Annotated in this window: 22 protein-coding genes; 13 read left to right on the top strand and 9 right to left on the bottom strand. The window is 68.4% G+C overall.

The genetic code is table 11. From position 1 onward, the window contains the following. The first annotated feature begins 14 nt into the window (after positions 1-14). From LQ51_RS15330 to LQ51_RS15320, 3 genes are all read left to right on the top strand, one after another. On the top strand, positions 15-422 hold the full coding sequence (locus tag LQ51_RS15330) for a YbaB/EbfC family nucleoid-associated protein (RefSeq protein WP_046566351.1): 408 nt from the start codon (positions 15-17) through the stop codon (positions 420-422). After that, positions 419-1,072 (top strand): hypothetical protein, encoded by a 654-nt coding sequence (locus LQ51_RS15325; protein ID WP_046566350.1) that lies wholly within the window; start codon positions 419-421, stop codon positions 1,070-1,072. The genes LQ51_RS15330 and LQ51_RS15325 overlap by 4 nt, the downstream gene beginning before the upstream one ends. A gap of 130 nt (positions 1,073-1,202) precedes the next feature. After that, a complete protein-coding gene (locus LQ51_RS15320; RefSeq protein WP_046566349.1) occupies positions 1,203-2,066 on the top strand; it encodes a GNAT family N-acetyltransferase in 864 nt (287 codons plus the stop codon). Here LQ51_RS15320 and LQ51_RS15315 read toward each other — a convergent pair. From LQ51_RS15315 to LQ51_RS15300, 4 genes are all read right to left on the bottom strand, one after another. Then, the gene (locus tag LQ51_RS15315) at positions 2,030-2,287 is read right to left on the bottom strand and encodes a hypothetical protein (protein WP_046566348.1); all 258 of its coding nucleotides are present in this window, start codon (positions 2,285-2,287) and stop codon (positions 2,030-2,032) included. The two genes, LQ51_RS15320 and LQ51_RS15315, sit on opposite strands and share 37 nt — an antisense overlap. Next, positions 2,277-2,822 carry an RNA polymerase sigma factor gene (locus LQ51_RS31270; protein ID WP_052744881.1) on the bottom strand — a complete coding sequence of 182 codons (546 nt, stop codon included), beginning with the start codon at positions 2,820-2,822 and terminating at the stop codon, positions 2,277-2,279. The genes LQ51_RS15315 and LQ51_RS31270 overlap by 11 nt, the downstream gene beginning before the upstream one ends. A 238-nt stretch (positions 2,823-3,060) precedes the next feature. After that, complete coding sequence (locus LQ51_RS15305; RefSeq protein WP_046566346.1) at positions 3,061-3,288, bottom strand: hypothetical protein; 228 nt, start codon at positions 3,286-3,288, stop codon at positions 3,061-3,063. A gap of 115 nt (positions 3,289-3,403) precedes the next feature. Continuing rightward, a complete protein-coding gene (locus LQ51_RS15300; protein ID WP_046566344.1) occupies positions 3,404-4,309 on the bottom strand; it encodes an MBL fold metallo-hydrolase in 906 nt (301 codons plus the stop codon). 91 nt (positions 4,310-4,400) lie between these two features. Between LQ51_RS15300 and LQ51_RS15295 the strand changes: the two genes are divergently transcribed. After that, the gene (locus LQ51_RS15295; RefSeq protein WP_046566342.1) at positions 4,401-4,820 is read left to right on the top strand and encodes a helix-turn-helix domain-containing protein; all 420 of its coding nucleotides are present in this window, start codon (positions 4,401-4,403) and stop codon (positions 4,818-4,820) included. A 56-nt stretch (positions 4,821-4,876) separates the two neighbouring features. On the opposite strand, the gene LQ51_RS15290 is transcribed toward LQ51_RS15295, so the two are convergent. Further along, positions 4,877-5,146 (bottom strand): hypothetical protein, encoded by a 270-nt coding sequence (locus tag LQ51_RS15290; protein WP_046566340.1) that lies wholly within the window; start codon positions 5,144-5,146, stop codon positions 4,877-4,879. Next, a complete protein-coding gene (locus tag LQ51_RS15285) occupies positions 5,143-5,418 on the bottom strand; it encodes a DivIVA domain-containing protein (protein ID WP_369799860.1) in 276 nt (91 codons plus the stop codon). Before LQ51_RS15285 ends, LQ51_RS15290 begins: the two co-directional genes overlap by 4 nt. Before the next feature lie 381 nt (positions 5,419-5,799). Between LQ51_RS15285 and LQ51_RS15280 the strand changes: the two genes are divergently transcribed. The 5 genes from LQ51_RS15280 to LQ51_RS15260 all read left to right on the top strand — a co-directional run bounded on the left by LQ51_RS15280 (position 5,800) and on the right by LQ51_RS15260 (position 12,537). Further along, positions 5,800-6,009: a winged helix-turn-helix domain-containing protein gene (locus tag LQ51_RS15280; protein WP_046566338.1), complete on the top strand. Its 210-nt coding sequence runs from the start codon at positions 5,800-5,802 to the stop codon at positions 6,007-6,009. A gap of 620 nt (positions 6,010-6,629) precedes the next feature. Then, positions 6,630-7,925, top strand: a complete 1,296-nt coding sequence (locus LQ51_RS32760) for a PIN-like domain-containing protein (RefSeq protein WP_156313089.1) — start codon at positions 6,630-6,632, stop codon at positions 7,923-7,925. A gap of 22 nt (positions 7,926-7,947) precedes the next feature. Then, positions 7,948-10,068 carry a helicase HerA domain-containing protein gene (locus LQ51_RS15270; protein WP_082159437.1) on the top strand — a complete coding sequence of 707 codons (2,121 nt, stop codon included), beginning with the start codon at positions 7,948-7,950 and terminating at the stop codon, positions 10,066-10,068. Positions 10,069-10,072: 4 nt separating this feature from the next. Then, complete coding sequence (locus LQ51_RS15265; protein WP_046566335.1) at positions 10,073-11,431, top strand: DNA double-strand break repair nuclease NurA; 1,359 nt, start codon at positions 10,073-10,075, stop codon at positions 11,429-11,431. Next, positions 11,428-12,537 (top strand): DNA methyltransferase, encoded by a 1,110-nt coding sequence (locus tag LQ51_RS15260; RefSeq protein ID WP_046566334.1) that lies wholly within the window; start codon positions 11,428-11,430, stop codon positions 12,535-12,537. Before LQ51_RS15265 ends, LQ51_RS15260 begins: the two co-directional genes overlap by 4 nt. Before the next feature lie 57 nt (positions 12,538-12,594). Here LQ51_RS15260 and LQ51_RS15255 read toward each other — a convergent pair whose 3' ends face one another. Beyond that, positions 12,595-14,274 (bottom strand): DNA repair helicase XPB, encoded by a 1,680-nt coding sequence (locus LQ51_RS15255; protein ID WP_046566333.1) that lies wholly within the window; start codon positions 14,272-14,274, stop codon positions 12,595-12,597. Between the two features lie 176 nt (positions 14,275-14,450). On the opposite strand from LQ51_RS15255, the gene LQ51_RS15250 reads away from it, so the two are divergent. After that, positions 14,451-15,329, top strand: a complete 879-nt coding sequence (locus tag LQ51_RS15250; RefSeq protein WP_046566332.1) for a L,D-transpeptidase family protein — start codon at positions 14,451-14,453, stop codon at positions 15,327-15,329. 214 nt (positions 15,330-15,543) lie between these two features. Then, positions 15,544-15,756, top strand: a complete 213-nt coding sequence (locus LQ51_RS15245) for a hypothetical protein (protein WP_046566331.1) — start codon at positions 15,544-15,546, stop codon at positions 15,754-15,756. A 49-nt stretch (positions 15,757-15,805) separates the two neighbouring features. On the opposite strand, the gene LQ51_RS15240 is transcribed toward LQ51_RS15245, so the two are convergent. Continuing rightward, positions 15,806-18,274: a helicase-associated domain-containing protein gene (locus tag LQ51_RS15240; protein ID WP_046566330.1), complete on the bottom strand. Its 2,469-nt coding sequence runs from the start codon at positions 18,272-18,274 to the stop codon at positions 15,806-15,808. Between the two features lie 84 nt (positions 18,275-18,358). On the opposite strand from LQ51_RS15240, the gene LQ51_RS15235 reads away from it, so the two are divergent. Next, entirely contained in the window at positions 18,359-18,982 is a 624-nt protein-coding gene (locus LQ51_RS15235; RefSeq protein ID WP_046566329.1) for an HAD family hydrolase, read from the top strand. Positions 18,983-19,010: 28 nt separating this feature from the next. Continuing rightward, positions 19,011-19,397, top strand: a complete 387-nt coding sequence (locus LQ51_RS15230; RefSeq protein WP_007074225.1) for a cold-shock protein — start codon at positions 19,011-19,013, stop codon at positions 19,395-19,397. Here LQ51_RS15230 and LQ51_RS15225 read toward each other — a convergent pair. Further along, entirely contained in the window at positions 19,358-20,188 is an 831-nt protein-coding gene (locus LQ51_RS15225) for a 1,4-dihydroxy-6-naphthoate synthase (protein ID WP_046566326.1), read from the bottom strand. The genes LQ51_RS15230 and LQ51_RS15225 overlap by 40 nt on opposite strands. Positions 20,189-20,673 lie beyond the last annotated feature (485 nt).

Below are 20,673 nucleotides of genomic sequence, written 5' to 3'. Positions count from 1 at the left end.
AAAGAGGAGACATCGTGATCGACCCGGACGCCCGACGCCGCATCGAGGGCATGGCGGAGCAAGCCAACCGGTTCGCCGGCCAGATCCAGGACCTCACCGGCGAGGGCAGCGACGACACCGGGCTGGTGCGGGCGACGTGCGGCGCGAGCGGCCGCCTCGTCGACATCGAGCTGGCCGCCGAGACCCGGCGGATGCAGACGTACGAGCTGCGCGAGGCGATCCTCGCGGCCACCGGCCGGGCCGCCGACGCGGCCAGTGCCCGGCTGGCCGGGGTGGTCGCCGAGATGACCCAGGGCGCCGCCGACGGGTTCGGCACCGACGCCGTGCGCCAGGCCCGGGAGCAGGTCGCCCAGTACCAGCGGCTCGTCGACGCGCAACGGGAGAAGCTGGACCAGCTACGCGGCAACCTCGGCCGGTCATGAGCGCCGTCGCGCCGGAGCTGCGGATGCGGCGACCCCTGCTGCGGATGCTCGGCACGCTGCGGCCGATCCGGGCCGGCTACCAGGCCCGCCCGGTGAGCGCCATGGGCCTCGTGCTCCTGGTCATTGTCGGGATCCTCGCCCTGGTGGTGACCGTGCCGCTGGCCGGGCAGGTGCCGTGGCTGCCGTTCGTCGCCGTACCCGTGGTGGTGGTGCTCGGCCCGGTGGCGTACCTGCTGCTCACCGTCGCCGCCAGCACCTGGTACGGCTACGGCGCCGGGCACCCCATGCTCGAGGTGGCCGACGGCGAGGTGCGCGGCCGGCTGCGCGGCGTCTGGGCCGACGAACTCGCCGACGCCGACCCCGCCGCCCCGAACTGGTGGGACCTGCGGCTGCCGGCCCGGGCACTCACCGGGGTACGCGTGGACCGCGACCGGCCCGGCGGCCCGCTCCTCATCCTCGACGTGCCGCCCGCCGTGGCGGAAGCGCTGGTCAGTGACGACGGCACCGGCAAGCTGGCCGGGCACTGGCGGGACCGGGTGGACAGCCCGGCGGCCTGGCAGGTGGGGCTCTACGAGGGACGGTTCGGCCGGGAGCGCCGCCTGCGGGCGCTGCTCGACGCGCTCGCCGCCGCCGGCGCCCCGCGATCCTGACCCGCGACGGCCCGGCCGCGACGAATCCGGTTGACACCCGCCGGCACCGCAGGGCCTACTGCCCCGGGCGCGCCGACGCGCCGGCCGGCCCCCGGCCGGTGCTCCCGGCGGGCGGAAGGAGCGGGCGGACGTGCTGACCTGGCAGGAACTCGGCGAGGAACACCTCCCGTCGCTGGCTGGCCTGGCCGGCGCGTGCCTGGCCGAAGACGGTGGGCTGCCGCTGTTCGCCGATCCGCCGCTGCTGCGGGCGCGACTGCTCCAGACGCGTACCCTCGCCGGCTGGCACGGCGATGAGCTGGTCGCGGCCGTCGGGGTCGGCACCGGGCGGACGCCGGCCGCCAGCACCGGCCTGGTGCACCCGGCCTGGCGCGGGCGGGGCCTCGGCGGCCGGCTGCTGACCTGGGCTGAGGAGCAGGCCGGCGACGTTGACCTGCTGCTGACCACCGAGTCGTGGAGCGCGGGCGCGGACGCCCTGTTCACCGCGCGCGGCTACGAGCGGACCTTCACCGAGTGGGTGCTCCGGCACGACCTGGCCGCCCTCCCCGAGGTCGCCGAGCCCGAGGGCGTCACCACCGGTCCGGCGCTGCTCGACGCCGAGCTGTTCGAGACATACCGGGCGAGCTTCGCCGACCGCCCCGGCTTCGCCTCGCCCAGCGCGGAGGAGTGGCTGGGTGACCTGGCGGAGGAGGACGGGTACCGGCCGGACCTGTCGCTTGTCGCGCGCGGGCCCGACGGTGCCGCCGTGGGTTTCCTCAACGTCATCGACACCTGGATCGACCAGGTGGGTGTGGTCCCCGGGTGGCGGGGAAGGCGGGTCGGGGCGTACCTGGTGGCGGTTGCCCTGCGGGGCCTGGCCGCCGATGGGGCGCGGGAGGCGTGGCTCTGCGTCAACGACAACAACCCGGCCGCGGGCCTGTACCGGCGGCTCGGCTTCCAGGACGCCGGCCGCCGCGCCCGCTACCTGCGCCCCGGCCCGGTCCCGCCGCACTCCTGATGAAGAGGCCGGTTGGCCGCCGGCTGCCTGCCGTCCGTGGTCTGCCGGCCGGCTTCCTGGCCCGCCGGCTCGCCCTCGACGAGGCCGGGATCGACACCGGCCTCACGCAGCAGCTCGCGCAGCCGCTGCTTGACGTCGACCGTGGCGTCCAGGGACTTCACGACCGACGCTGTCGCACGTTCCATCAGCTGGTCGAGCTCGTACTCCCTGTCATGGTCCATGGTGTGCCTCCTTCCTGGCCGAGTCGCGGTTCAGCATGCGGATGAGCTTCTGACGGGCATGCCGCAGGTTCGACCGAACGGTGTCGGGGTGCTGCCCGGTGATGGCGGCGATCTCGGCGTGACCGTAGCCGTCGTAATGCAGTGCGAATGCCACGCGCTGGGCTTCCGGCAGCGCCTGCAACAAACGCACGGCCTCGTGGACATCCTCGTTGGCGTCGAACGTCGCTACCATGGCGTCCTGTGCGACCCGCTTGCCCGTGTCGATGTCCCGGCGGGTCACGGTCCAGCTGCGGTGCAGCGTACGCAGGGCGACCGTGCGGACGAATGCCTTCGGGGAACGGATGCTCGGCCAGTTGGTGAGCGCTACCCGCATCGCTTCCTGGGCGAAGTCCTGCGCCTCGTCCCGTGCGGCGCCGGCACGGATCAGCAGCCCGACCAGCGGGTTGACGTCACCTTCATAGAAGGCGGCGAACTCCGCCAACTGCTCCGGGCTGAGCTCGATCTTGGTTGGCGACGGCATGTCGTGTTCCTCCACTCTCTCCGGCGAGGACGGAGACGTAGGTGTGCCTCTCTGCGCATGGCGGTTCCTTTCCTCCAGCAGTGGTGGACTCGGACTCTCCGAGCTCGTCGCCTGCGCCCCCCAGGTAGGCGCACATAAGGTCGTCGTACGAGACGACGGCCAATGATCGGCTGCCTGGTGCCGTGAGTTGTGTACCGGCCGGGGTGTCAGCGTGCAACGGTTCGCCAAGCATCTTCGGCGCCGGTGCCGCGACTCACCGGCTACGGCGGATCAGGTACACGCTCACCAGGAAGATCCCGAGGGCGGCGGCGATCGCGGTGACCGCCAGCGAGTTCGACATCGCGTACGCCGAGGGCACCCCGACCAGGGCCGCGTTCATCACCACGAGGAGCTTGTCCGGATCGTCGCGACGCTGGTTGGCCGACTTGTCGTGCTCGCTCGCGCCTTCCCGGTGCAGGGAGCCGTTCTCCGTCTCGGGCACTGTCATCCTCCAGTCACGCCGGCTACACAGGAGATTCATGAGGAAGTGCCACAGGGAGAGCATGCTGTGCAACGGCGGGCAGCCCCGATATCCGGTTCGCGATCGATCGTTCGGATCAGGCGCTCGGGTCGTGGGTCGGGATGATGCGGACCTGGTTCCGGACGGCGTGCAGCCGGTGCAGGGTACGGAAGGCTTCGTCGCGGTCGTCGTCGGCGAGCCGGCCCGGGTAGGGCGCCTTCTGCCGGACGTGTTCGATCTGCAGCCCGTGCCAGGCCGCGTCACCGGCGACCAGCACCGGCCCGTCCGAGGTACGCAGCAGCACACCGGCACTGCCCGGCGTGTGCCCGGCCAGCTCCACCATGATCACCGACCCGTCGCCGAGCAGGTCGTGACTGCGCTCGAAGGTGAGCACCGGCGGCCCCTCCAGCTCGTAGCTGTCCAGCCGGCGGCCCCGCAGCGCGGCCCGCACGCCGCCCGCCGGCGCGGTGTCGCCGGACATCATCCAGTCCCGCTCCCGCTTCCGCACCAGGACCGGCAGCCCCGGCAGGTCGAGCAGCCCACACACGTGGTCCCAGTGCAGGTGGGTGGGGAGCGCGAAGTCGATCGTGTCGGCCGGAATGCCGGCCCGGTCCAGCGCCGTCGTGGTCGGCAGCACCTGGTAGCGCGGCCGCACCGCCGGCCGCAACGTCCACGGCAGCTCGCCGATCACCCGTTCGCCGACGTCAGCGCAGACCGACGGGTCGAGCAGGACGGTGACCTCCGGATGCCGGATCACGTACGTGGTCAGGGCGTTGCCGACCCGGCGCGGTCGCCGGACGGCCTCGGCGATCAGTGGCGTGGGCACCGACCGCACCGTCTGGTCCAGGGCGATCAGCTCGACCTCGACATCTCCGGGCGGGATGCCGGCGTTGGACAGCCCGGCGAGGAAGCGCCGATCGACCGGACGCGGCCGGAGCAGGCGGTACGGCAGGGCCGCCAGCGCGCCAGCCGCCACCGCGGCCTCACGGACCGTCTGGATCATGAACGTCCCCCTCTTGCCCTGTCGCGTCATGCGGTGTGGGCTGCACGGTAGAAGTTCAGGTCGACCTGAAGTCAATCCGTGAGGAGCCGGTGTGACGACGTGGCGAATCGGAGACGCGGCGGCGTTGCTCAACGTCCCGACGCATGTGCTGCGGCACTGGGAGGAGGTCGGCGCGCTCGCACCGGCCCGGCTCGCCAACGGGCACCGCAGCTACGACGACGAGACGATCACCCGGGCGCGGCTGATCCGGCTCTGCCAACGGGCCGGCATGTCCCTGACCGAGATCCGAGACCTGTACCGCGGCGACGGCGAGCACCGCGCCGCGCTGGTGCGGGACCGGCGGGACCGGATCGCCGACCAGATCAGCCGGCTACACGCCGCGCAGGACTTCCTCGATCACGTACTCGCCTGCGCCCACCCGATGGTCTCCACCTGCCCCGAGTGCAGCAGCTTCGCCTCTGACGGACACGAATCAAAGCAGGGGCCTTCTCCCGCCCGCCGCGATGACTGACGAGCGGCACCTCTGCTGAAGAGGCCGAAGCCCTGTCCCGGCTGCTGGCGGCGCGGTCAGCGGCGGTGCAGCCACGGCGCGCGCCGCGCGCACCCCGAGCTGTGATCCACCGGCAGCCCGCACCGCCCGCCGCCGTCCGGCAGCGGCCGGTCACAGAAAACCCAATGGCGTACGCACTGCTCGTCCTCCGCCGACACGGTCACCCCGCCCGGCTCGACCCGGGCGCTGAAGTGGGCCAGCACCCGAGCGGCGGTACGCGCGAAGATCCGGGCCCGGTGCAGGTCAGGGGCGGTGACCGGCAGGTGGATCACCCAGCGGTCGGTCATCGGTAGTGGCGGGCGGCCGACTGGGCGCTCTGCCAGGCGCGCAGGGCGTTCTTGATCCGCAGGTTCTCCTCCTGCACGGCGCGCAGGCCGGTCTGCGCGACGGTGAGCTCGTCGGCGACCTGGTGCAGGAAGGCGCGGATCTCGACGGGGTCGAGGCCACGCCGCCGGACGTTGAAGCAGCGCTCGCGGATCTGCCACGGTCGGAGCGGCTGGCTTCTCCTGGCTTCTGTGATCGGTCGTCTCTCGTTGCGTCGGCCCACCAGCCGACGGATCAGGTTGCGCACGGGGGACCGCCCTTCGTCGGGTCGCGTCGACGTGTGGTGGGGCGGCCTCCGCCGTGTTGCCGCCGGCGGAGACCGCCCTGCCCTGCGACCGGTTGACGGGTACGGCGGCAGGGCCGCGCCGGGGGAGCGCGGGGGTGTGAGGTCTCGACGGCGATGCGAGACCGGTACGAGAGGCGCCAACCGACCGCAACAGCACCGCATCACCGAGAGCGACGGTATTGCCACCGAGTTACCTATGTCAAGCATGTCTCCGAGTCAGCTACCCACCTACGTCAGCAGTGCTACGTGCGTTGCCTGTGCCGAGACGGGTGATCGATACTGGGCGGGCCAACCGACTGCAAGGGGCCTGACGTGCCTATTCCGCCCACGATGGACGAGCTGCTCGACGACCTGTTGAAGAAAATCAAGGACGGGACCTATCCGCCTGGGTCTCAGCTCCCGTCTGGCCGGATGCTGGCAGACGTGTACGACGTCTCGCAGTCGACGATCAGTCGTGCTGTGGCCAGGTTGCGGCAACAGGGTGTGCTGGTCGGTCGCCCGGGTCGAGGGGTCTTTGTCTCGGAGTCCGCTCGTCGGTGACCCAGAGATCGGCACGCAATCTGGAAGCCGCTTGGTCGTCCGGCGCATGGTCTAACCAACAAGCTTTAGCACCCCGACTCTCGCCGCTGGTCTGGCGACGGCAGGCATAGCTGTCGGGTTCGCGACAGAGCGTCTAGGTCCGTGGCAGGGGCTGTCGAGCGTTGATCTTACTTCAGCCTACGGGGCACCAGTATGACCGCGCATCGGCTAAGCGCCTTGACCAGCCAAAATGTGGCTATCCCGGAAGATGTTACCGCCGATCAATCTCATCTCCGGAACCCTTTGACTGCGCAAACAGACCAGGTCGGACCACCCCACTGGCCCAACGCCTTGGGGTCCCGCATCGAGGACTCTCGCCGGTAATGTCCGCGGCACATCTTGATGGAGGTGGGGTCAGGTGGTTGCGCGGCTCACGACGTCCCCCGTCGATGAGGCGAAGCGGGCCCCGGCGACGCCGGTGGTCGGTGACCCGGGCAATCGACGCCGAGGCATCTCGCTCAACTCAAGCCTCGCCCCTGCTGGGTCGATGCGTCTCATGGGCCACCGACATGTCTGCTCGGCGGGTGCCACAAATGCCGTCCTTCTGACTTGTGGCCGCCTCTCCAGGTGGGGGCAGCGCGATGCCTAACAAGCAATCCCCGCTTATCAATCGGTTCTCCGCTTGGCTCGAAACGCCCGGCCCGGCGTCACGTCAGAGCGATGAAGCCGAACATTTCCGGCTTGCCGCGGTCGTACTAGACGCAAATGTGCTCCTTGACCTTTATCGCCTTACCGCACAAGGCCGCGAGCAAATCATGAAGGTACTGCGGGGCCTAGCAGAGCAGCGCCGCTTGTGGCTCCCGCACCAGGTAGCAGTAGAACTTGTGCGTAACAGGGCGACCGCCGTTCAGGGGCGGGTTGCCGCCTTGAGTAGCATCGGGAAACTTGTCAGTAGTCGCCTCCAGAGCTCCCAGAACTTGGTGAAGGAAGCACGCGACGCAGTCGCCGAGCTCGTGGGACGAATGACGCAAGATCCTGGCCTCGCGGCGGAGATCCGGGCGTCAATGGACGATCCGGCACTCGAGAAGGTATTTGCCGAGTGGCGAACGACCCTTGGTCGACAGGTCGAGGATCTCCGACGAGCAGACGCGTTCACGCCTCGTCAGTTGATCGATGGCGACTCGCTCCTGCCAGAGATCGGACATCTCTACGATGACCGCATCGGCAACCCCCTACCGGAGCGCGAAGTGCGGGACCTCGTGGAGCACGCAATAGCATATCGATACCCTAACCGAATACCGCCGGGATTTGCTGACGCTGACAAGCCGACCGACCTTGCTTCAGCGGGCGATTATCTGATGTGGGAAGAGATCATCGCCTACGCCAATACTATGGCACGGCCACGACGCCTAATCCTGGTTTCTGGTGACACCAAGGGTGATTGGTACGAGCTCGACGCAAACGGACGACCGCTTCAGCCCTGGCCGTCATTGGTGGCAGAGTTGAAGCAGCGCGCCAAGACAGACATCCTGATACTGACCCCCAGGCTCTTTCTCGAGGGTGCGCAGATTCATCTCGGCGCGGACTTCAACCCGGAGACCTACCAAGAGGTGGATCGGATAGCGGACGAGGACCTGGCCGAAGCGCACGGCGCCGAGGACGACCCAGGAAAGGAGCGCCACATCTCGGCCGATTCCCTCGTCGCTACGGCCCTTCAAGGATCTCAGAGAGTCAGTCGCCGGCTTGATAAGAGACTGATGCGCCTGGTCGACGAGCGGGAGATGCTTCGTGCGGCATTGGCTGCCGCTGGCTCCGCTCAGGCGGACTCCACACCTGACAACCGATCCTATCGGAGAGCGATCGAGATGCGAATCGACTTACTGGAGCGGCGCATTGAAAGTCTCGGCATCGAAATAGAACGTTCAGGTCAGCCATAAAGTCGGCCCAGGAGGAGGCGTAATGCGAGTTCTCTCGTCGGTCGCTAAGCAATTGACACAGGTCGCACCTGGGGGTCCGCGTGGCCCCGTCAGCGCTGATGCCCTCAAGAATCTCATCGACTTCGACGCCTACGTGGGGGAGGTCTACTCGCTTGGGTACAGCGAGGCGCTCGTCCAAATCCACGACTACCACCGGCGCCAAGTGGGCGGAATCCCGGCGCTGTCGTTCCTGGTGGCTACCCGGGTGGGACGAGAGGATTCAGTCGACGGCCGCGATGAGGATGCATCGGTAGTTTTGCTGCGAGTCTTGGACCACGCCAACCTCCCGAACGCGCAGGAAGCCCTCAGGGTTAGAGTGGAGACGGCTCAACGGGTAAGTGGCGAGGCCAAGACGTGGGACCACAGAGATGTCATGGACCCCGCCACACATCATCTCCTGAGTTACGCTGGCGTCAAATGCAGGGTCCTCGGCACATTTCACCTCGAGTGGACGAACGATAGCTCATTCGTGCTCTCATTCGGTTCCGACTTGAGCAACTACTACCCCAACCAGGGACTAAAGGTCTACAAGCCGCGCGGCGAATTCCTCGCTAAAATCGTCAACTATCGAGACCTGAAGCGCTCATCCGGGGATGAACACCACGTACCCCTAGGGTATGTGCGATACGCGTCAACAAATAGGTCATTCCAGCAGATCAATGACGTTCGGGTCAGCATAACTCCTACGGACCTGCTAGCTCAGAAGACTGCTCTCTTCGGTATGACGCGGACGGGAAAGAGCAATACCACGAAAATGGTGTTGCGGTCCGTCTTCGCTCTACGGTTGCAAAATCCGAAGACCCGCATCGGTCAGATCGTATTTGATCCAGATGGCGAGTACGCTAACGAGAATACGCAAGACGAGGACAGCCAACGCAATCCATCGGCAATAAAGAACGTTTGGGCGCTAGGGCGGGCCGACCAGCAATCGGTCCTGAAGCAGGACGTTGTTACGTATGGGATCCAGCCTCACCCTAACGACCCTGGACGCCGGCTCATGCTTCTCAACTTCTTAGTGAACGAGAATCTAGAGATCGGCAAACAGATTGTCGACGTGTCCCTGTCAGGCGAGAACGCGAAGTACGTCGCGAACTTCCGCGACGTGTCGCTCACGCCGCCGAATGGTCCAGAGTATGGGCCGGAGGCAGTTCGGCACCATCGCCGCGTTCTTGTCTATCGCGCCCTGCTCGTGAAGGCTGGTTTCCCCGCCCCGGACTCCATCCGGCCACAATTGTCGCACGGTCGAACTCCGCTTTTTGGTCGGAAGTTCCTGGAGGCAATGCGTACGTCCGAAGGAAAAGATTCGGCACAGTACGCCGCTGGCGCCACAATCCTCGGCAAGTCGTCGCCGACGTGGCATGAGTTGGGCCAAGCCATGCAGGCGCTGCGCAATTATCTTAACGATGGGAACTCAGCGTTCGGCGGGTTCGATCAAAAGTATGTTGAAGAGAGCAGCTCGGGCTCGTGGGCCGATGAGGACCTGAAAAAGATTCTTGAGATGTTCCATTACTCAAATGGGGCCCGCCTTATCGGCCGAGTAAAGGCTCAGCATACCCACCTGACCACAAAGGACTATGCTGACGAAATCTACGAGCATCTCGCCGAGGGCCGGCTTGTGATCGTTGACCAATCTAGTGGCGATCCCATCATTAACAAGTCATCAGCAGACCGGATCATGTGGGAGATCTTCTCCCAGAATCAGAACGACTTCCGGAATGCTAGGCGTCCTCCCGAGATCCTCGTGTATTTGGAGGAGGCGCATAACATTCTTCCTTCTTCCGGGGAGACTGACTTCGCTGATGTCTGGGTGCGCACGGCAAAAGAGGGTGGCAAGTACCGCATTGGACTTGTGTACGCCACGCAGGAGGTAAGCTCCATTCAACGCAATATCCTCCGTAACACCGCGAATTGGCTGATTGGGCACCTGAATAACACTGATGAGACTAAAGAACTTCGAAAGTTCTATGACTTTGCCGACTTTGAAACGAGCATCTTGCGCGCTCAAGATCCTGGATTTATTCGGCTGAAGACGCTCTCGAACCCCTATGTGGTCCCGATCCAGGTAGATCGCTTTACCATAGCCAGCCAAGGGTCCGGTGACTAGGTCCATGTCGTACGAGGGGGAGTTCGCGTCCTATAGACCGTTGCAGAGGATAGCGGATTCAAATCAAGTGCAAGGCTTGTTAAAGCGTGCCAAGCGGTTGCCCGTTGTTGGCTCGACTGGGCGTCTCCCCGAGCCGAGCCATCTAGAACCGCTGACTGTCGACTTGCCGGAATTCGTGGTTGCAATCGATGGTAGTAGCGCTGAGATCGACGTCTCCACAGGATATCCAGGAAGTCGGATAGGTTACGTGACTGTTGCGAGCGTGCTCCTAAATCTGCGCCTTGTGGACATCCTAGATGAAGATCGGCCAGTTGACCCCGTTAGATTTAGAGCCACCGAAGAGGCAGACACCATTCCTGCCGCTTTGCCGGGCAGTAACGTCGTAACCCGCGACTATCCCTCGGCGCGGGATTCATTCAGAGCCGAGTTGTATGACCTGCTGCAAGACGCGGAGGTCGATGAGGACGACGACTCCACGCTGTTGGAGACCTTTGAGATTTTACTTCGCCACAAGCCGACGGAGCGTCTGCAGCGATGCCCCTATGAGTACGACGGCTGTCAGGAGACGATGCTCGTCGGCCCGGGACTTAGCGATTGCTCGTGCTCGAAGCGCCGCGTGATTTTTTCGACTGACGCCCTGCGCATACATGAGGGATTCAGGGAAGACTCCTCCAACTTGGAGATGCTTAGCGAAGTGATGCAGGTGTGGGAGAGGATCATGTTGGTCCATCTCCTGCTTTGCTTCGAGCGCAAGGGTCTTCTGTCAAAGGCAAACAAGGTTGCGTTTTTTGTTGACGGGCCACTTGCGGTTTTCGGGCACCCGGCCTGGCTCAGCGCCGCGATAAAGGTCGAGTTGCAGCGGCTCAATGCGATTGTGCGTCGTGAGACTGGAGCCGATCTGATCATTGTGGGAATCGAGAAGTCGGGTTCGTTCGTCCAGCATTTTGAAGATCTAGCCGGTGTGAAAGGCGGCGATGATGCCTTGCTATTCGGGGAGAGGACATGCTTCCTTCCCACTGATGACTACATTAAGAGCCGGATAATCTACTCCAATAGCGACAAGCGGTATGGTGAGGCGACGTATTTTGGGCGAAAGTTCTTTTATCGGACTGACAACTTGTCCCGGGTGGTAGGTTCTATCCCTTTCCTTGATGAGGAGCAGGACTCCCTCGATTCCTCAGACCTCTCACGCTACCGTCAGTTGCCGGCGGTGTGTGCGCTGCTCGACAAGCTCGTATCTTCGCGCTTTGCTAATTCGGTTTCACCAATCATTGCGGCACACGCCCATGCTGCAATTCCTTTCACCCTTGGGGCTAAGGTATTGCATCGACTGGCCGTCGCCCTTATGAGAGACGAGAAATGACCGGCAAGAGTTACGGGGACGCCGTTCGCCGTTGGGAAGGGGTTGGCCCCTACTATGCCATGTTCCCGACGGCTTTCGCCGACGAAGTTGTTCGCGCCTACTCTAAACCCGGTGACGTCGTCCTTGACCCGTTTGCTGGTCGCGGTACTGGTGTATTCAGTGCTGCTTGGCAGGGCCGGCAGGCGTTCGGCGTTGAGATCAACCCAGTAGGTTGGATCTTCGCCCGAACGAAGCTCGAGCCCGCAGAGTACAGGTCGGTGGTAGGCCGTCTTGAATATGTCAGTGCTCTAGCCAACGACTGCGAACGCGAAGCAGAGGAGCTCCCGGAGTTCTTCCACAGGTGCTTTTCCGCGCCGGTGCTGCACTTCCTTGTTGCCGCTAGGCGGACCTTGGACTGGCGGGACGATGTGGTGGATAGCACCGCAATGGCCATGTTGCTTGTCTACCTTCATGGCAAGAGGGGCGCGTCGCTGTCAAACCAGATGAGGCAGACCAAGGCAATGGCTCCAGACTACGCGGTCCGGTGGTGGAAGGAACGAGACCTGGATCCCCCCGAACTGGATCCTCTCTCATTCATGAAAAGCCGATTGAGTTGGCGATACGCGAAGGGTCGGCCGGGTCTGACTGGCAGCCGGATGCTTCTAGGTGACGCCACGGAGGTATTGCCGGAGTTAGGAGAGTTGTTGCGGAAGGAACGGAAGCAGGTCCGCTTACTCTTTACCTCGCCGCCGTACTTCGCACTGACGAACTACCATTACGACCAATGGCTTAGGCTGTGGCTGATGGGGGGTCCGCCCAGCGCTCAGCGCTTGCCCGGGGCGCACAAAGTCCGAGGCAAGTTTGAGAACCCGAAGGCTTATAGAGAACTTTTGTTGAGTGTGTTTAGTGCTTGCGCGGAAAGGCTTTCGAAGGACGGGGTCGCGTACGTCCGAACTGGGGCGGCGTCGCTCACGCTCGACGCTACTCGCGAGGCACTGCACACCGCACTCCCCCGGTTCGCGATGCGGGAAGTTCGCCGTCCGTATACAAAGGCCACCCAAACCAGTCTGTTTGGCGACTCTAGCAAAAAGGCGGGCGAGGTGGACCTGGTGCTGACCCGGCTATGACGACTCCGATCCGGCGGGCAGCAGTTCGAGGCGGCAATCGGTATCGGGCGGTCAACCTCAATCAACGCTCGGGAGTTTCGGGCCGAGCACGTCGTCCGCGTCCACGATCGTGTACGCGTACCCCTGCTCGGCGAGGAACCGCTGCCGGTGTGCCGCGTACTCGGTGTCGATCGTGTCCCGGGACACCACCGTGTAGAAGTGCGCCTGCCGCCCGTCGGCCTTCGGCCGCAGCACCCGCCCCAGCCGCTGCGCCTCCTCCTGCCGCGACCCAAAGGTCCCCGACACCTGAATGGCGACGGCAGCCTCCGGCAGGTCGATGGAGAAGTTCCCCACCTTGGAGATCACGAGCGTCTTAACCTCACCCGACCGGAACGCGTCGAACAGCCGCTCGCGCTCCTTGTTGGTCGTCGATCCCTGCACGATCGGCGCGTCCAGATACTCGCCGAGCTGGTGCAACTGGTCGATATACCCGCCGATGACCAGCACCTGCTCGTCCGGGTGCCGGTCCACCAGCGCCCGCACCACCGGCAGCTTCGTCCGGGCCGTCGCCGCCATCCGGTACCGCTCCTCGGCCTCCGCCGTCGCGTACGACAGCCGCTCGGCGTCCGTCAGGGTGACCCGTACCTCGGTGCACTCGGCCGGGGCGATCCAGCCCTGCTGCTCGATGTCCTTCCACGGCGCGTCGTACCGCTTCGGGCCGATCAGGCTGAACACGTCGCCCTCCCGGCCGTCCTCGCGTACCAGCGTCGCCGTGAGGCCGAGCCGGCGGCGGGCCTGGAGGTCCGCGGTGAACCGGAAGATCGGCGCGGGCAGCAGGTGCACCTCGTCGTAGATGACCAGACCCCAGTCGCGCGCCCCGAACAGGTCCAGGTGGGTGAACGCGCCGCCCTTGCGGGAGGTGAGCACCTGGTACGTGGCGATGGTGACCGGGCGGATCTCCTTGCGCTCGCCCGAGTATTCGCCGATCTCCGCCTCGGTCAGCGAGGTGCGGGCGATCAGCTCCCGCTTCCACTGCCGGCCCGCCACCGTGTTCGTCACCAGGATCAGGGTCGTCGCCTTCGCCTCGGCCATCGCCGCCGCGCCGACGAGGGTCTTGCCGGCGCCGCACGGCAGCACCACCACGCCGGACCCGCCGGCCCAGAACGCCTCCACGGCCTCCCGCTGGTACGACCGCAGCGTCCACGGCTTGCCGCCGTCCTTGCCGGCCTCGGCCAGGTCGATCTGGTGCGCCTCGCCGTCCACGTACCCGGCCAGGTCCTCCGCCGGCCAGCCCAGCTTGAGCAGCGCCTGCTTGAGCCGGCCCCGCTCCGACGGGTGCACCTGGATGGTGTCGTCGTCGAGCTTCGGGCCGAGCATCCCGGCGAGCTTCTTGCTCTTCGCGACCTCGATCAGCACCATCCGGTCCAGCGCCCGCAGCACCAGACCGTGCGCCGGGTCGTTGGCGAGCTGGAGCCGGCCGTACCGGTCCATGGTCTCGGCCACGTCGACCAGCAACGCGTGCGGCACCGGATAACGCGAATACTTGATCAGGGTGTCCACCACGCCCTCGGCGTCGTGGCCGGCCGCCCGGGCGTTCCACAGACCCAGCGGCGTCAACCGGTAGGTGTGCACGTGCTCGGGGGAGCGTTCCAGCTCCGCGAAGGGGGCGATCGCCATCCGGCACGCCTGCGCGTCCGGGTGGTCGATCTCCAGCAGCAGCGTCTTGTCCGACTGCACGATCAGTGGTCCACCGCTCACGCCAGTGCCCTCTCCCTCGCCCGGCCCAGGGTCACCCACACGCCGGCTGACCAGCCGAAGGGTGACCATCCAGTGTTGCACGCCCGGAGCTGTCCGGAAAAAGTCACGCTGGACAGGCAACGTCACACTCTTCCCGTACGTCTAGCAAGCGGGACAACTGTCAGGGGGAGGACCAGATGAAGCCTGTCCGGTTGGTCAGCCGGGTCGTCGCCCTGGCCGCTGTCGTGCTGGTCGGCGCCGGTGCGTGCACGCTCGATCCGGACGGCGACGGATCCGGGGCAGCCGCCCCGGAACCCGTCAGCGTGACGGAACGAGCATCGGGGGCGAGCGTGACGCCCGGGCCGGACCCCACGACCCGGTCCCCGTCGGTGAAGCCCAGCCGGCCCGCCACCCCGAAGCCCAGCCGGACGGCGACCACCCCCAAGCCGACCGCCTCGCCCAAGCCCAGCAGCACCGGGTACACCGGCTGCCCCCAGGGCGAGCACCAGCGGGCCGTCGAGACGTACCTGGCCCGGCTGGGCGGGTTCGGGCCGGTCACCGTCGACGGCAAACAGTCCGCCGCCGACTGCGCCGCGATCAAGAAATTCCAGCGCCGGTACGGAATCAGCCCCGCCGCCGGGCGCGCCGGCGTCACCACGTACTCGGTGGCGAAGCGGCTGGCCAGCACCAACGTGAAGCGCTGCAACGCCGGCACCGGGCTCACCTTCTGCGTGGACCTCACCCACCAGACCGTGTGGGCGATGCGCGGCGGCACCGTGGTGCTCGGCCCGACCGTCACCCGCACCGGCATGGCCGGCTACGCCACCCCGGGCGGCACCTACCGGGTCGCCAACCGGAACCTGAAGGAGTGGTCCAACCCGTACGAGGTGTGGCTGCCCTACTGGCAGCGGTTCAACGGCGGCATCGGCTTCCACGAGACCACCACCTACCTGCACAACGGCTCGATCGGCTCGCACGGCTGCGTCAACCTGCTGCACCGCGACGCCGTCCGCCTCTGGGAGCTGGGCTCGGTCGGCACCCGGGTCGTCGTCTTCGGCCGCCGCCCCGGCACCTGACCCGCCGCGCCACCCGGGCCGCGTGAACCCGGCGTGACCCCGGCCGCCTGACCCCGGCCGCGTGACCCCGGCCGCCTGACCCCGGCCGCCTGACCCCGGCCGCGTGACCCCGGCCGCGTGACCCCACCGCCCGGATCAGGGTTTTAACCCCTGGTCGGTGAGGTCGTCGCGGTGCCACTCTGGGAGCGGGTTCCGGACGGGGCGGAGGACTGGGATGACCGTCGAGCAGGACGAGCAGCACGAGGTGTCCACCGCGACCCTGATCGGGTACGCGACCGCCGCCGTGGCCCTGTTCGGCTGGTTCCTCTTCGGGCTGCTCGTGCAGCGCCAGGGCTTCGTCGCCTCGTTCGGCGAGGCCGCCGGCACCGGCTTCGGGCTGCTGCTCGCCGTCTCCGTCATCGGCGCGTTCCGCCGCAACGGGCGCTGACCCAGCGACGCGGCGCGGCGCCAGGCGTGTCGCGCCGGGCCCGCGCGGCTCAGTCCTCCCGCACCGCCGCGGTGATCCGGTGCAGCGCGAAGGTGTGCAGCATCTCCGTGCGCTCGTCCTCGGCGCGCAGGTAGCCCGCCCCGATCGACACCGGCCGGACCAGCCGGGACGCCGTCGCCCCGTGCGCGTCGACGTAGCCGACCCAGACCAGCGCCTTGTCCCGGACCGCCTGCTGGAGCACCGCGAGGGCGTCGCTGTGACTGTGCGCCGGCGCCGGACCGGTGCGCGCCGCGCCGCCGCGGACCACCGCCGGGGCTCGCCGGGCCGCCCGCGCCGCCGCGTCACCGCGCCGGATCTGCTCCACCACGCCGAGCAGGCGCGGCAGCGGCAGCCGCGGCGCGGCCAGCGGATCCACGGTACGGGTGGCCGGCATCCGGGCCGGCGCCCGCCGGGTGCGCGGCCGGGCCAGCACCGCCGAGCCGGTGGCGTCCTCCGGCACCGGCGCGTAGCCGGCGTCGCGCAACGCGGTCAGCATCCGCTGCACCAGGTACGGGGTGACCAGCACCGTCGGGGCGAGCCGGCGGAACGCCAGCGGCTCCAGCCGCTTGTCGGCCAGCACCTCGGTGAGCAGCGCCTCGTCGTCGCTGCGCACGTACCCGCCGGCCGAACCGACCCGCAGGCCGCCGTGCTTGCGGGCCACGTCGTCGACCAGGTACGTGAGGCCCTGCGGCACCGGGGTGCGGGACCGGCGGCGGAACAGGCTGTGCAGGTCGTCGGCGGAGTAGCCGGCGTCCAGGGCGCGGCGGATGCTGGCCGTGGTGACCCGGTGCACGCTCGCCCCACCGGCCGACTCGTGCTCGGCCACCACGTCCAGTTCACCGGCGAGCGCCGGGTCGGGCGGGCCGGGCACCACCACGGTCAGGTCGGCCTGCAGCAGGAAGTGGTCGACCGGGGCGGGCAGCAGCGCGTCCAGCGCCCGCACGGCGGTCGACGGCTCCCCGGACTCGGCGTCCGAGCGCAGCCCCAGCGGGTCGTCGGCCCGCTCGTCGGCCTCGGCCATCTCGGTCAGCAGCAGCCGCCCGTACGAGGTGAGCGCGCCGAGCCCGGTCACGCCGAGCTGGGCCGCCTCGGCCAGCACCTCCCGGTGCGCGGCCTCCCGACCCCGGGCCCGCCGGGGCGCCCGCCAGTCGAGCAGCTCCAGCACCTCCTCCGGGGTCGGTGCGGCCGCCGGCGCCAGGTCGGCCAGCACGTCGAGCACCGCACGCCGGACGGTCGGCGCACTGGCCCGCTCCGCCTCGGCGGAGAGCACCGTGATCGGCCGGTCCCGGTCGTCACGCTGCCCGACCAGTCCCGCCTGGCGGGTCATGGTCAGCCAGGCCCGGGCCAGCTGCTCCCAGCGCTGCGCCAGCGAGGCCGCCCGCCACACCTCGTACCCGGCGGTGGGCAGGATCTGCTGGTCGCCGCCGTACCGGGCGGAGCTGGAGCCGGTCAGGTCCAGCTCGCCGGCCAGCCCGGCCGCGTACGCCACCTCGAACAGCAGCGCGGCGCTGCCGTCGTCCAGCCCGAGGTTGCGGGCCATCCGGCGCAGGTCGCGTACGCCGACGCCGCCGGAGCGCAGCACCGGGGCCGGCTCGACGGCGAGGCTGTCCAGCAGCGCCTCGGTGTGCCGGACCACCTCCATGGTCTGCCCGGCCCCGGCCGAGTCCACCGACTTCGCCTCACGGGGTGGGCTGGCCACCACGGGCGGGGCACTGCGCAGCGGGCCCAGCGGGCCACTGTCCCGGCGCAGCAGCAGCGCCACCTCGCGGGGCAGTTCGACGGTGCCGCCGCCCTTGGCGCCCGACATTCGGACCAGCAGGCGGTGCTCGACCAGCCAGCGGATCGGCGAGCCGGTCGGCGCGCCCCCGTTGACCAGGTCCGGCGGGAGGACGTCCTCGGCACCGCTGGCCGGGGCGTCCAGCGCGCCCGGTGGCACCGTGCCCACCGGCGGGCCGGCGGCCAGCCGGTCCAGGATCGCCCGCGCCGACGGCGGCGCCGACAGCAGCGTCCGGCGCAGCTTCGCCGGGTCCGTGCAGACGGCCGCCGCCCGCGGGTCCAGCTCCGCCGCCGGCCGGCCCAGCCCCGCCGGGTACGGCGACACCTCGTCGACGCCGCCGACCACCTGGAGGTCGTGCTCGGGCCCGTACAGCAGGAAGAGCGCCCGGAGCCGGTTCACCGCGCCCCGGATGGTGGTGGGCGCGGGCGGGTGCGCGCCGGCGGTGGCCATCGCCAGGATCGCCTCGACGCTGGTGCCGCCGCCCTCCGGGTCGCGGGTGAGCCGAGCCGCGTCGAGGATCTGCAGGGTGAACTGGTCCAGCCCGTCGAGCGCCCGGGCGACGGAGACCCGCGACTGGGCGCGGATGGCCAGGGCGGAGACGTCGGCCGGCACCGGTACGACGAGGTCCGGCCGCAGCTGGAGCAGGGCGGCGAGGGACTCGTCCGGGAGGGTCCGGAGGTGATCGGCGAGTGAGGTGGTCATCGTCGTTCCACGCTAGCCCGGCGGGGGCCCGTCGCGCCCCTCGGACGTGCGGCTGGCTTCGGGTTCGACGGGTACCTTCTCGGGATGCCCCCACTCATGGTCGGTTTCGACTTCGACATGACCCTGGTCGACTCGCGTCCCGGCATCGCCGCCTGCTTCCGGGCGTTGACCGAACGGACCGGAGTGCCGGTCGATGCCGAGCTGGCCGTGTCCCGCCTCGGGCCGCCGCTGCGCACCGAGATCGCGTACTGGTTCCCGCCCGAGCAGGTGGACGAGGCGGTGACCCTCTACCGGGAGCTCTACCCGGCGTACGCGATCACGCCGGCCGTGCCGATGCCCGGCGCGGCGGACGCGCTCGCGGCGGTGCATGCGCGCGGCGGCCGGGTCATGGTGGTCACCGCCAAGCTGGGCCGGCTGGCCAAGCTGCACCTGGACCACCTCGGGCTGGCCGTCGACGAGCTGGCCGGGGACCTCTTCGCCGAGCAGAAGGCGACCGCGCTGCGCGAGCACGGGGCGACCCTCTACGTGGGCGACCACGTGGCCGACATGACGGCGGCCAGCGCGGCGGGAATCCCGGGCGTGGCGGTGGCGACCGGGCCTTGTTCGGCGGCCGACCTGGCGGCGGCCGGAGCGGAGCTGGTGCTGGATGATCTCACCGGATTCCCAGGGGCGCTGGACCGGATCATCGGGCTAGCCTTGGAGGGGTAGAGGTTCCGAGCGAAGCAGGGGTTTTCAGGTGCCGACGGGTCGAGTGAAGTGGTATGACGCGGCCAAGGGATACGGGTTCGTCACCAGCGACGAGGGTGGCGACGTGTTCCTGCCGAAGGGCGCGCTACCGGCGGGGGTCACCGACCTGAAGGGCGGCCAACGGGTCGATTTCAGCGTGGTCGACAGCCGCCGGGGTGCGCAGGCGATGGGTGTGAAGCTGCTGGAGGCGCCGCCGTCCGTGGCGGAGCTGCGCCGCCGGCCGGCCGAGGAGCTGCACGGCCTGGTCGAAGACATGATCAAGGTGCTGGAGGCGAAGGTCCAGCCGGACCTGCGCCGGGGCCGCTTCCCGGACAAGAAGACCGCGCAGAAGATCGCTCAGCTGGTCCACGCGGTGGCGCGCGAGCTGGAGGTCTGAGGGACGAGCCCGGCGTCGGCGGCCCGGCCCAGCAGCGCCTCGACGGCGGCGAAGCCGGCCTCTCCCAGGTCGGCCGTGAACTCGTTGACGTAGAGGGCGATGTGCCGGTCCACCACGTCGGGCTCCATCTCCTGCGCGTGGGCGAGGACGTACTCCCGGCTGGCCTCCGGGTCGGCCCAGGCCTGCCGGACCGACTCGCGGACCCAGGCGGCGGCCTCGACCGGGTCGACCGCGCCCTTGCGGGCCAGGATCGCGCCGAGCGGGATCGGCAGGCCGGTGTCGCCCTCCCACCACTCGCCGAGGTCGACCAGCGCGGTCAGCCCGTGCCGCGGGTAGGTGAAGCGCGCCTCGTGGATCACCAACCCCGCGTCGTACCGGCCGGCGGCGACGCCCGGCATGATCTCGTGGAACGGCACCACCTCGATCCGCGCCGGCGCCTGGTCCGCCGCCCAGAGCCGGAACAGCAGGTACGCCGTGGTCCGCTCGCCCGGCACCGCCACCGTCGCGCCGGACAGGTCGGCCCGGTCGCCCCGGGTGAGCACCAGCGGCCCGCAGCCCCGGCCCAGCGCGCCACCGCAGGGCAGCAGGTGGTAGTCGTCGAGCAGCCAGGGCAGCGCCGCGTAGCTCACCTTCACCAGGTCGAACGCGCCACGCTCGGCGGCCGTGTTCGTGACGTCCACGTCGGCGTACGTCACCTCGACCGACGGTGCGCCGGGCACCCGGCCGTGCACCAGGGCGTCGAAGACGAAGGTGTCGTTGGGGCAGGGGGAGATCGCCAGGGAGAGCGCCACGCCCCCACCGTAACCCCGCCCCCGCCCGCTCCCGCCACCCGCCCGGTAGCTGCGGACGAGGCACCCCTCTCCGTCGACTACCGACTTGATGACGCAGGTGAATCGTTGGGGTGCGCGGGGCCCTTGCCGTTCGTGCCGCTCTCGACAGTCGATCCCCACGATCTGCGGATCGGGGCCGTGGATCGGGCCGTGGATCGGGCCGTGGATCGGGACCGGGCGTGAGGAGTCGGAGCCGAGCCGGAGCCGCCGGTGGTCCGGCTGTCTTGGCTGCCCACTCCATGACGCTGACGGTTCGGGCGTGGACATGGACATGGACATGGACGGGGCGTGGGCGTGAGGGCCGGGGGCGGGGAGCCGGAGCGACCGGGGGTGCTGCCTCGTCTTGGCTACCGGCTTGATGACGTGAATGGATCGGCGCGTGAGCCGGACGTGGGGAGCCGGAGCGGCCGGGGATATGGCTGTCTTGGCTACCGACGTGATGACGT

The sequence above is a fragment of the Micromonospora sp. HK10 genome, assembly GCF_000982955.1.
Lineage (GTDB): Bacteria > Actinomycetota > Actinomycetes > Mycobacteriales > Micromonosporaceae > Micromonospora.
The sequence above is the reverse complement of the archived record's forward strand: the minus strand, read 5'-3'. Positions and strand labels throughout refer to the sequence as shown.

Excerpts from the sequence above, each read along its gene's own strand:
- LQ51_RS15245 (WP_046566331.1), top strand. The coding sequence starts at position 15,544 with ATGACCGTCGAGCAGGACGAGCAGCACGAGGTGTCCACCGCGACCCTG.
- LQ51_RS15250 (WP_046566332.1), top strand. The coding sequence starts at position 14,451 with ATGAAGCCTGTCCGGTTGGTCAGCCGGGTCGTCGCCCTGGCCGCTGTC.
- LQ51_RS15265 (WP_046566335.1), top strand. The coding sequence starts at position 10,073 with ATGTCGTACGAGGGGGAGTTCGCGTCCTATAGACCGTTGCAGAGGATA.
- LQ51_RS15260 (WP_046566334.1), top strand. The coding sequence starts at position 11,428 with ATGACCGGCAAGAGTTACGGGGACGCCGTTCGCCGTTGGGAAGGGGTT.
- LQ51_RS15270 (WP_082159437.1), top strand. The coding sequence starts at position 7,948 with ATGCGAGTTCTCTCGTCGGTCGCTAAGCAATTGACACAGGTCGCACCT.
- LQ51_RS15240 (WP_046566330.1), bottom strand. The coding sequence starts at position 18,274 with ATGACCACCTCACTCGCCGATCACCTCCGGACCCTCCCGGACGAGTCC.
- LQ51_RS15325 (WP_046566350.1), top strand. The coding sequence starts at position 419 with ATGAGCGCCGTCGCGCCGGAGCTGCGGATGCGGCGACCCCTGCTGCGG.
- LQ51_RS15315 (WP_046566348.1), bottom strand. The coding sequence starts at position 2,287 with ATGGACCATGACAGGGAGTACGAGCTCGACCAGCTGATGGAACGTGCG.
- LQ51_RS15280 (WP_046566338.1), top strand. The coding sequence starts at position 5,800 with ATGGACGAGCTGCTCGACGACCTGTTGAAGAAAATCAAGGACGGGACC.
- LQ51_RS15290 (WP_046566340.1), bottom strand. The coding sequence starts at position 5,146 with ATGACCGACCGCTGGGTGATCCACCTGCCGGTCACCGCCCCTGACCTG.
- LQ51_RS15235 (WP_046566329.1), top strand. The coding sequence starts at position 18,359 with ATGCCCCCACTCATGGTCGGTTTCGACTTCGACATGACCCTGGTCGAC.
- LQ51_RS15300 (WP_046566344.1), bottom strand. The coding sequence starts at position 4,309 with ATGATCCAGACGGTCCGTGAGGCCGCGGTGGCGGCTGGCGCGCTGGCG.
- LQ51_RS32760 (WP_156313089.1), top strand. The coding sequence starts at position 6,630 with ATGCCTAACAAGCAATCCCCGCTTATCAATCGGTTCTCCGCTTGGCTC.